10 protein-coding genes are annotated in these 10,525 nt (G+C 41.1%); all 10 read right to left on the bottom strand.

Going from position 1 to position 10,525, the window contains the following annotated elements:
- Window positions 1-7: 7 nt before the first annotated feature.
- The gene (thrC, locus tag ciss_RS07105) at window positions 8-1,057 is read right to left on the bottom strand and encodes a threonine synthase (RefSeq protein ID WP_075865587.1); all 1,050 of its coding nucleotides are present in this window, start codon (window positions 1,055-1,057) and stop codon (window positions 8-10) included.
- Window positions 1,058-2,350, bottom strand: coding sequence for a homoserine dehydrogenase (locus tag ciss_RS07110; RefSeq protein ID WP_075865588.1), 1,293 nt, complete (start codon window positions 2,348-2,350; stop codon window positions 1,058-1,060). It abuts the gene before it with no gap.
- Window positions 2,351-2,377: 27 nt separating this feature from the next.
- Window positions 2,378-2,818, bottom strand: coding sequence for an ACT domain-containing protein (locus tag ciss_RS07115; RefSeq protein ID WP_075865589.1), 441 nt, complete (start codon window positions 2,816-2,818; stop codon window positions 2,378-2,380).
- Between the two features lie 352 nt (window positions 2,819-3,170).
- A complete protein-coding gene (locus ciss_RS07120) occupies window positions 3,171-3,542 on the bottom strand; it encodes a hypothetical protein (RefSeq protein ID WP_075865590.1) in 372 nt (123 codons plus the stop codon).
- 17 nt (window positions 3,543-3,559) lie between these two features.
- Window positions 3,560-4,057, bottom strand: coding sequence for a hypothetical protein (locus ciss_RS07125; RefSeq protein ID WP_075865591.1), 498 nt, complete (start codon window positions 4,055-4,057; stop codon window positions 3,560-3,562).
- Window positions 4,058-4,504: 447 nt separating this feature from the next.
- Window positions 4,505-5,983, bottom strand: coding sequence for a stage IV sporulation protein A (gene spoIVA, locus ciss_RS07130; protein WP_075865592.1), 1,479 nt, complete (start codon window positions 5,981-5,983; stop codon window positions 4,505-4,507).
- A gap of 109 nt (window positions 5,984-6,092) precedes the next feature.
- Window positions 6,093-7,094, bottom strand: a complete 1,002-nt coding sequence (locus tag ciss_RS07135) for an NAD(P)H-dependent glycerol-3-phosphate dehydrogenase (protein WP_201787780.1) — start codon at window positions 7,092-7,094, stop codon at window positions 6,093-6,095.
- Between the two features lie 23 nt (window positions 7,095-7,117).
- Window positions 7,118-7,708 (bottom strand): glycerol-3-phosphate 1-O-acyltransferase PlsY, encoded by a 591-nt coding sequence (gene plsY, locus ciss_RS07140; RefSeq protein WP_075865594.1) that lies wholly within the window; start codon window positions 7,706-7,708, stop codon window positions 7,118-7,120.
- A complete protein-coding gene (gene der, locus ciss_RS07145) occupies window positions 7,705-9,027 on the bottom strand; it encodes a ribosome biogenesis GTPase Der (protein WP_075865595.1) in 1,323 nt (440 codons plus the stop codon). Before der ends, plsY begins: the two co-directional genes overlap by 4 nt.
- A gap of 4 nt (window positions 9,028-9,031) precedes the next feature.
- Window positions 9,032-10,327 (bottom strand): DUF512 domain-containing protein, encoded by a 1,296-nt coding sequence (locus tag ciss_RS07150; protein WP_075865596.1) that lies wholly within the window; start codon window positions 10,325-10,327, stop codon window positions 9,032-9,034.
- Between the last annotated feature and the right edge of the window lie 198 nt (window positions 10,328-10,525).

The raw sequence follows: 10,525 nt of genomic DNA on the forward strand, positions 1-10,525 counted from the left end.
TCACACCTTATAAGATAATTTTTAAAACTTCATTATAATCCGGCTCCACCACTGCCGGCAGATTGGCATTTTGTTTTAAAGCATTGTCCGGGTCCTTTAACCCGTGACCGGTTAAAACCAAGACCACCACATCGTCCCGGTTAAACTCGTGCTCCCGGCGGTACTTTAACAATCCCGCCACGCTGGCCGCCGAAGCTGGTTCGGCCATAATACCTTCTTTTCTGGCCAAAAGCCGGTAAGCTTCGATAATTTCTTCATCGGTTACATAGGAAATTTTTCCTCCCGATTCATTGGCCGCTGCTACCGCTCCCTGCCAGCTTGCCGGATTGCCTATTCTAATGGCAGTAGCTATTGTTTCGGGATTGGGAATCGGCTCCCCTTTAACAATGGCCGCTGCTCCTTCCGCTTCAAACCCCATCATTTTAGGAAGTTTTTTAGTTTTACCCAGCTCATAATACTGTTTAAACCCCCGCCAGTATGCGGTAATATTTCCGGCATTGCCCACCGGTATAAACAAGTAGTCCGGCGCATCCCCCAAAACGTCGCAAATTTCAAAGGCTGCTGTCTTTTGGCCTTCAATTCGGTAGGGATTTATCGAATTAACTATAGCTATTGGATGATTTTTCCCAATTTCCCGCACCAATTTTAAGGCTTCATCAAAATTTCCTTTAATGGCAATTACTTTTGCTCCGTAAAACAACGCCTGGGCTAACTTCCCCAGGGCGATGTTCCCTTCCGGAATTAAAACCACACACTTTAAACCCGCTTTGGCCGCATAAGCCGCCGCTGCCGCCGAGGTATTCCCGGTGGAGGCACAAATTACCGCCCGGGCTCCCTCTTCCATGGCTTTGGCAACCGCCACCACCATTCCCCGGTCTTTAAAAGAGCCGGTTGGGTTTGCTCCTTCAAATTTAAGATAAACCTTAGCCCCTACCCTTTGGGAAAGATAAGGTGCGTAAATTAACGGCGTATTACCTTCGTTTAAGGTTAACAGGGGAGTTTTTTCGGTAACTGGCAAATACTCCCGGTAAGCTTTAATTACTCCTTCCCAGCGCATTTAAAAATCCCCCTCAGCTCTTATTACGTTGGCAATTTCTCGTACCGTAGACATCCCTTTTAAGATGGAAACCGCATCCCGGATATGCCGCTCTTTTACCCGGTGGGTCATAACCACCAGCTCAGCTAAATCTTCGATAGAACGTTTTTGGATAACCGAAGCAATGCTAACCCCCTGGTTACCAAACACCTGAGCAACCGAAGCTAAAACCCCGGGTTTATCTTCCACCACAAGTCTAATATAATACTTGGTGCTAATTTCCCCGATAGGTTTTACCGGCTTTTCCAGGTAACAGGTACAGCCAATTCGACCGGTATCGTGGTGACGGATATTTTTTACCGCCTCGATAATATCGCCTATGACCGCACTGGCAGTTGGAAGTTCACCGGCTCCCCGCCCGTAAAACATCAGGGGTCCCACCGCATCCCCTTCCACAAAAATGGCGTTAAAAACATCATTAACCGCTGCTAAAGGATGGCTCTGGGGAATAATGGTAGGATGCACCCTTACCTCAATCCCTTCCTCATCTTCTTTGGCAATCCCCAGCAATTTTATAACTCCACCCAGCTCCCGGGCGTACTGAATGTCAATGGGAGTAATCCGGGTAATCCCTTCGGCATATACATCTTTAAAAGTCACCCGGGAGTTAAAAGCTATGGATGCTAAGATAGCAAGCTTTCTTGCCGCATCAAACCCTTCCACATCGGAAGTAGGGTCCGCTTCGGCATAGCCCTTTTCCTGGGCTTCTTTTAGCACCTCTTCATAGGGAGCACCGTATAATGACATTTTGGTAAGCATATAATTGGTGGTTCCGTTGATGATTCCGATAACTTCTTTAAAATTGTTTCCCGCAAGGCTTTCCTTTAAGGTTCTAATAATGGGGATTCCCCCGGCCACACTGGCCTCAAATAAAAAGTCTACTCCCTGTTCTTCGTGCGTGGCAAAAAGTTCGCGGCCATGTTCGGCAATCATGTCTTTATTGGCGGTAATTACGCTTTTATCGTTGCGCATTGCCTGTAAAACGTAATCCAGAGCCGGTTTAATTCCGCCCATTACTTCAACTACAATTTTGATTTCCGGATCATCAATTACCTCCCGGGGGTCTTCGGTAAATAAATTTGAAAGCTCGGGATAAGTTTTTTGATACTTTTCGAGATTTCTTACCAAAACCCTGGCAATTTCCACTTCTACACCCAAGGTGTTATAAATTTTTTCCCGGTGGGTTTGTAGGACCTTATAAACTCCCCGGCCCACCGTGCCAAAACCCAGAAGTCCAATTTTAACCGCAGCCATTTTCCTCCCCCTTACTTTTTCTAATTTTTAGCTTTGACCCACAAGCTCCACTTTGTTTACTCCATCCATTTGGCTTAAGGCATCTAATAGTTCATCTACAGTCACTGTCATTTCTTCAGTTTCAATGCTGATGGTTACATTGGCTATTCCCCCTAAGGGTAAGTTTTGATTAATGGTTAAAACATTTCCTTGAATATGGGCAATAAAATTCAAAACTTTGGATAAAACCCCGGCCCGGTGTTCCAAGTTTAACGCCAAAGTAATAATTTTTCCCGAAGCTTTATGGTAAAAGGGAAAAACTCCGTCTTTATACTTGTAAAAAGCGCTCCGGGAAATCCCCACCTTTTCCACCGCCTCATTGACCGTAAGCTCCGGCCTTTTGCTTAAAAGCTCTTTCACTTCGGCGGTTTTCCGGATGGCTTCCGGAAGAATGTCCACAGCCACCAGTAAAAATTTGGTTTTTTTCATCTTCCTACCCCTTTATGTCCTTGTAGGGTGGATTTTTATCCGTAATTGGTAGACATTATAACATTGTTTTCCCCGTTTGACAAGATGTTTTGGTAAATTTACGCATAAAAAAGGTGGGTATCGGAGGAAGAATACCCACCTAAATAGAAAATGAATTTCATTCGTAAAAAAATGAACATCGATCGATAAAAAAGAAAAAGGTCTTCAAAAAAGCTTGCAGGCCGAAGAATTCATACCAAAAACTTTCCTCAATACCGTTACTTTAATTTGGCCGATGGTTACGACCCGATCCGCTTTTTTCTAAAAGCGTCAAAAAAGTCTCATACAGATTTTTCAATTTATTTATCCCCTATTAATGAATTTTTAATTTTAATAGAATTGCTGCAACAGGAAAAGATAATAAATTAAATAATACTACCCTTATAGCACTATTCCTTACAAAAAAAATACCCGCAATGTTGAATAATAATGCAGAAACAATTATTAACCAACTGAAAAAATAATTTTGTATTATTTTTTCAATAATAATATGATGAGTAAGTATAAGGGCGGATAAAAAGGCAGTTAACTCATTAATATTTGGTAAATTAAGAAATATTTTTTTCTTAAACTTTACTATTCTTCTTTCTTTAATTTTATTTGCATAATAAGCTAATGTTGAAGAAATAATTACATTCAAAATACTTAAAAAGGTAAAAAAAGGTTGACTTATTATTTCAGTCATAGCTTAACACCCTTGTTTTATAAAGGACAACTTACACATTTTAAATAACAAGCTTTTAATATAGTAAAGTATGCAATACCATTAACTGTTAAGCATGTATAACACAATGAAGTACAAGAGGTTTGACAAACAAGTTCACAGAGATATCGCAATATTTCCAAAATAAAATATGGAATAGCTGTGCATTTAAACATACAATCCCAAAAACTATAGCCAGTTATTGTTATTTTATTAGCATTTTGGTTATTTAAATTAACAAGTTTTTCTTTTTTGCCATCTTTAATAAACCAACCATCTAAATATTTTCCATCATCAGTCATAAAACCATTTAATATAACTTCTCCATCTTTGTATATCATAGTCCGATTTAAATTATCTTTTTCTTTATTTATTAAAATTCCATTTGTAGTAACAATGTTAAATTTAACTGGATCAATTATAGCAACATATCCACTAAAATTAACGTTAGTTTCAACCGGTATATAAACACCAACCGTATTATTTACTTTAAACACACCAGAGTTGCTCAAATTAATATTACTATCATATTTTTTTACATAATGTTCAAATCTTTTAAAATCTTTACTTTGTAAAACAAGATTTAGATATAAATTTTTCTGATCATCATTTAAATAAACAACTTCTGGTAAACAAGGTTCTGTAAAAGCATATACCGATGTGGTAAAACTAAAGATTAATATTAATAGTAGTGAAACAATTTTTTTAAATTTTTCACATTAAATTCCCCTTTAAAATATTCCATATTTAGGAATGCATTCCCTTTTATTACTATACTGAATTTTATTCTTTTAATCAATAAAATACTACTGTATTTTTGCATTATTTTTTTATAGGTATAAACTTTCTTTATCACCCCTATGTCTAATAAGGCAAAACTTCAAATAAAGCTTAATTAGCATACTCATACAAAAACCCGCTCCCTTTACAGAGCGGGTTTTTTGTTAAATTATGATGCAGATTAATCCGCCTCCGCCGTCGTTGACAATCCGCTGGAGGGTTTCCTGAAGTTTGACCTGGGCGTTTTCCGGCATCCGGTGGAGTTTGTTCTGAATACCTTCCCGCACTAAGTCGTGGAGGGATTTACCGAAAATTTCCGACTCCCAGATTTTTTTGGGATTTTCCTCAAACTCTTTTAACATATACTGGACCAGTTCTTCGCACTGCTTTTCGGTACCGATAATCGGGGTAATCTCGGTGGTAATATCCGCCCGGATGATGTGCATGGACGGAGCACTGGCCCGAAGTCTTACGCCAAAGCGGTTACCCTGCCGGATTAACTCCGGTTCTTCCAGGTTCATCTCTTCAAGCCGTGGAGTAACTACCCCGTAGCCGGTTTCCTTTACTTCTTTTAAGGCTATAGCAACTTTATCGTATTCCTTCTTGGCATAGCTTAACTCTTTCATGAGCCGCAGCAGCTCGTGCTCGCCTCTTATGGCATAGCCGGAAACTTCTTCCAAAATCCGGTAGAATAAACCTTCTCTGGCGGTAACTTTAATGCTGGCCTGCCCGGTACCCATATCGAGATTTTCTAATTCGACATTATCCACATACTCGTTTTCGGAAAGTCTGGTCACGGCATTGTTGATGTCTTTTACTTTTTTCACATTTTTTAAAGCTTCATGCACCGCGGACGTAAACTTTTCTTTTAACCAGTGGGTAGCATCTAACTCTTCAATCCACTGGGGCAGGTTAAAGTTGACATCCACCAGCGGAAATTCATACAAGAGATTCTCTAAAAGGGCGTTTAAGTCATTTATACCTATCTCCGCTACATCTACCGGCACTACCGTTACGTCGTACTTTTGCTCCAACTCTTCTGCCAAAGCTTTAGTTTCCGGAGCATTGGGGTGGGTTGAGTTTAAAACTATAATAAACGGTTTTTCCAGTTGCTTTAACTCCTCTACCACCCGTTCTTCCGCCGCCAGGTAGTTTTCCCGGGGGATGTCGGTAATAGAGCCATCGGTAGTTACCAGAAACGCCATAGTAGAGTGATCGGTAATCACCTTCCGCGTTCCGATCTCCGCCGCTTCCGCAAAGGGAATTTCTTCGTCAAACCAGGGGGTTAAAACCATCCGCGGACCGTCTTCTTCCTCATAACCCAAAGCGCCAGCTACCGGATAGCCTACCACATCCACCAAGCGGACATTGGCTTTGACGCTGCTGTTAATATTAATTTCAATAGCTTCGTTGGGAATGAATTTGGGTTCGGTGGTCATAATGGTTCTTCCTGCACCGCTCTGGGGCAGCTCATCCTTGGCCCTTTCCCGATCGTAAACGTTTTTAATGTTGGGTAAAATTAAAAGTTCCATGAATTTTTTAATTAAGGTAGATTTTCCCGTCCGGACCGGTCCTACAGCGCTGATGTATATATTGCCGCCAGTTCTTTGGGCAATATCACGAAATAAGTCAACTCTCTCCATAAGCTACCTCCTTCGCCCTGTATATTTAAAATCTTATTGAGGACAAGATAGGTTTTATTAATATCCTCGCTAAAATATATTGGGGCGAAGGAAGTTTTATTACTGTTTTTTAAAAATTTAATTCTTCTTTTTTTGCTCGCGTCATTAAACCAAAAAGTCCTTCTCGAGGGGATAGACCGGTAAACAGCACTTTATACAACGCCTCGGTAATTGGCATCTCCACTCCTAACCGTTTTGCTAACTGATATGCCGCCCGGGTTGTTCTAATCCCTTCCACAACCATATTTATTTCTTTCTGGGTCTCTTCTAAGGATTTACCTTCACCGATTAAAATCCCGGCCTTATAATTTCTACTGTGCCGGCTGCCCGCAGTTACAAAAAGGTCTCCCAAGCCGGATAAACCCATAAACGTTTCCTTTCTGGCGCCAAGTTTAATTCCAAGGCGGGTAATTTCAATAAGTCCCCTGGTCACCAAAGCCGCCCGGGTATTATCTCCAAGACCCAGTCCGGTACAAATTCCCGAAGCAATGGCGATAATATTTTTTAAACTTCCGCCCAGTTCCACTCCCGTTAAATCATCGTTGGTATAAACGCGGAAGTATTCGGTAGAAAAAAGCTCCTGTACTTCCTGAAGTTTTTCCGGAGAATACCCGGAAACTACTATTGCCGTTGGAATTCCCCGTCCGACTTCTTCGGCGTGGCTGGGACCGGATAAAATCGTATAGTTGTCGCGGTGCTCCGGCAACACCTCGGTAAACACCGCAGACATTCTTAAAAGGCTTCCTTCTTCAATTCCTTTGGCAGTATTGACCAGAATCTGCTCGGGTTTAAAATACGGTTTTATTTTTTGTAAAAGGTCTCGAAACGCCTGGGAAGGTACCGCCGCCACAAGAAAATTAGCATCTTTAAGTGCAAATTCTAAGTCAGCGTTAGCAATTAGTTCGTGAGAAATTTTTACCCCTGGAAGATACCTTTTATTTTCCCGCTCCCTGTTTATTTCTTCAATTACCGCCGCATCCCGTCCCCAGAGCACCGTATTTACACCTTTTTGGGCTAAAAGATTGGAAAGGGCCGTCCCCCAGCTTCCGGCCCCCAGAACTGCAACTTTAATACTACCCATGGCTTCTTCACCCGTTAGCCTTTTTTCCTGGTACCAATTTTATTTTCGGTACCGGATAGTAATCTCTTAATATTATCCCGGTGGCGGTAAAAAATCATTACCGCAAGAAAGATTCCCAAATAAACGTAAGACCAATCTAATCCAAATAAAAGCATAATTAGTGGAATTGATAACCCGCAAACAATTGAGCCCAGGGAAACGTAACGGCTAATAAGCATCACCGTAAGCCAAATAAAAAAAACCACAACCGTAACTTTAATGGAGGTCATAATTAAAACCCCAAAAGTAGTAGCAACAATCTTGCCCCCATGAAACTTTAAAAAAATTGAGTAAGCATGGCCAATTACAACAAAAAACGATGCTACCAGTGCTCCCCGTTCACCGGCTAAAAGGGACCCGATATATACCGCCAACATCCCTTTCCCCACATCCCCAAGAGCGGTTATAGCTCCAGGATAAGGGCCGAGATTCCGGTAAACATTGGTAGCACCAATATTGCCGCTTCCTTTTTTAGTTATATCGACACCCCAGAGATATTTTGAGGTAAGATAACCAAAGGGTACCGAACCTAAGATATAGGCCAGTAAAGCAGCTAAAATAATCAAGTAGTTCTCCCCCGCTCCCGTAAAACAAACTTAATTGTGGTTCCTTCAAAACCGAAATTTTGTCTAAAGACATTTTCCAGATATCTCAAATAAGAAAAATGCATGAGCTCCGCATCATTAACAAACAAAGCAAAAGTTGGTGGCTTCGTCTCAATCTGGGTGGCATAGTAAATTTTCAGCGGTCTTCCCCGATCTGCCGGCGGTGGATTTAAACCCACCGCTTCCCGGAGTACTTGATTTAAAATACTGGTAGCCACCCGCTTTTGGTGTTCAAAAGAAACTTTATCTACAAGCTCCATTAATTTGTTCAATCGTTGGCCGGTTTTGGCCGAAACAAAAATTACCGGGGCATATTTTAAAAATCCCAATTCAAAATATATATGTTCTTTGTATCTATCGGCAGTTTTGGCATCCTTTTCAATTAAATCCCACTTATTTACAACTATAATAACCCCCCGGCCGTATTCATGAATAAGTCCGGCAATTTTTTTATCCTGTTCCGTTACCCCCTCTTCGGCAGAAATTACCAAAAGCGCTACATCGGCCCGCCGGATGGCTTTTATCGAGCGGTTAACGCTGTACCTCTCCAAATCCTCCTCAATCCTGCTTTTCCGGCGCATGCCCGCTGTATCAATTAACAAATACGGCTTTCCCTGATACCACATTGGGGTATCTATGGCATCCCGGGTAGTTCCGGGAATGTCCGACACTACCACCCGCTCTTCGCCTAAAAGGGCATTTACTAACGAAGACTTACCAACATTGGGTCTACCCACTACGGCAATTTTTACTACCGGATCCTCATCTTCATAATCTTCGGGAAAATTTAGTTTTGAAATTACGAGGTCCAGAAGGTCACCAACGTTTGTACCGTTGGCAGCAGAAACAGGAAAGGGCTCTCCCAAGCCCAAACGGTATAAGTCGTAAAAGTTTGCGGGGGGATTTAAATAATCATCTACTTTGTTGGCTACTAAAATCACCGGTTTTTCCGATTTTCTGAGGTTTTTGGCAACAGCTTCATCGGTAGAGGTAATGCCTTCACGGCTGTCACAGACAAATAAAATTAAATCTGACTCCGCAATAGCCTTTTCTATCTGCTCCCGCACTTTGGTAGTGATAAGATCTTCGGAAAACTCCAGGCCGCCGGTGTCTATTAAATCGAAAACCTTTCCCTGCCACTCGGCTTCGCTATACAACCGATCCCGGGTAACACCCGGGATATCTTCCACAATGGCAATTCTTTCGCCGATAATGCGGTTAAACAAGGTGGATTTGCCTACATTTGGTCTACCAACTATTGCTACCACCGGTTTTCGCATCTTTTCACCTCCCAAACTGCTTAATTACCGCTAAAAGTTTCTGAGGCGTTAAAACCGGATATACGGGCATTTTAAGTTTTAAGGCTACTTCATTAACGGTTAAATCGTCTAAAAACCGATTATCTCCTTCTTTTACCATTATATCCGGAATTACAAGATAATCAAAGCTCTTAGGTTGAACTTCCCGTAAAATATCGTGCCCGGTTAAAAGTCCTGCTACCGTGACCTCCGGCCCAAATAAGCCGTTTTCCAGAGGAAGTAAAGTAATGTTTAATCCCGGAATATCGTTTAAACGCTCCACAAAAGGCGCTAAAATCTTTCCGCCTAAAACTCCGGTTATTAGTCCAACCCTTTGCGGTATTACTTTTTCCGGCAATCTTTTTAATGCCCGCTTCATTTTATCAATAAAATCCCTGACGATTCCCACTCCATTTTCGTACTGGGGAAATCCCTCGTAAAATTCCCGGCCGGGTATCTTTTTCTCCGCCAAAAGAAAAAACTCATCGGACGGATAAATAAGCCTTGTCCCCAGCTCTTTTTTTAACCTGCGGCTGTATTTCAGGGCAAGGTCAACTACAGCGATAGCTTCATCTTTTGTAAAACGGCGCAACTTTTTATTTTTCCGAAAGCGGGTTAATCCCACCGGTACTAAAGCAATCGATTGAACCGCCGGAAAAAACTTTATTAAATCGGCAAGGCTCTTTTCCAAAACTTCGCCATCATTAATACCGGGAACCAAAACTAACTGCAAATGAAAAGCTATACTGTTTTGTGCAAGAAACTCTAATTTTTCTAAAATATCCCCGGCTTTCTTACTTCCTAAAAGCAGGCTTCGAATTTTAGGATCGGTGGCATGGACCGAAATATAGAGGGGAGACAACCGTTCTCTAATTATCCTCTGAAAGTCCGTATCGGTTAAATTGGTTAAGGTGATATAGTTTCCGTGGAGGAATGACAAGCGATAGTCGTCATCCCTAACATACAGGCTTTCCCGCATCCCGGGCGGCAACTGGCGCACAAAACAAAAAAGGCAGTGGTTTTCACACTGACGAATCCCATCAAAAACTGGACTTTCAAAGATAAGGCCCAAATCTTCAAACCCGGAATTTTTAACCTTAATTTCCCGAATTTTACCGTTTTTTTCTTTAATTTTTAAAGTATAACTTTTCTTTAAAGTTAAAGTTTTATACTGAATATAATCCAAAAGTTTTTGACCGTTTATTTCCAAAAGCTCGTCCCCGGGATTGATACCGAGTTTATAAGCCAGGCTTTCGGGTATTACTTCCACAATCTTTACCATAAAATCCCCTACTTCTTTAAATGTTTTCTTTCAAATTATCTTTTAACCGGTTTATCTCTGTCAAGATAATTTTAATAATATGCTTTTTGCTTTGTAAGCTTTTTTTGCTTTTAAGTCATTAACCAGGCACTCTCAATAGAGTAATTTTACCGTTTTATATTGAATAATCTTTTAATGAGTATAATTTTCTCCCTAAAT

This window comes from Carboxydothermus islandicus (assembly GCF_001950325.1).
GTDB classification, from domain to species: domain Bacteria; phylum Bacillota; class Z-2901; order Carboxydothermales; family Carboxydothermaceae; genus Carboxydothermus; species Carboxydothermus islandicus.

Coding starts and splice junctions, on each gene's coding strand:
- thrC (WP_075865587.1), bottom strand. CDS start 1,057: ATGCGCTGGGAAGGAGTAATTAAAGCTTACCGGGAGTATTTGCCAGTT.
- ciss_RS07110 (WP_075865588.1), bottom strand. CDS start 2,350: ATGGCTGCGGTTAAAATTGGACTTCTGGGTTTTGGCACGGTGGGCCGG.
- ciss_RS07115 (WP_075865589.1), bottom strand. CDS start 2,818: ATGAAAAAAACCAAATTTTTACTGGTGGCTGTGGACATTCTTCCGGAA.
- ciss_RS07120 (WP_075865590.1), bottom strand. CDS start 3,542: ATGACTGAAATAATAAGTCAACCTTTTTTTACCTTTTTAAGTATTTTG.
- spoIVA (WP_075865592.1), bottom strand. CDS start 5,983: ATGGAGAGAGTTGACTTATTTCGTGATATTGCCCAAAGAACTGGCGGC.
- der (WP_075865595.1), bottom strand. CDS start 9,027: ATGCGAAAACCGGTGGTAGCAATAGTTGGTAGACCAAATGTAGGCAAA.
- ciss_RS07150 (WP_075865596.1), bottom strand. CDS start 10,327: ATGGTAAAGATTGTGGAAGTAATACCCGAAAGCCTGGCTTATAAACTC.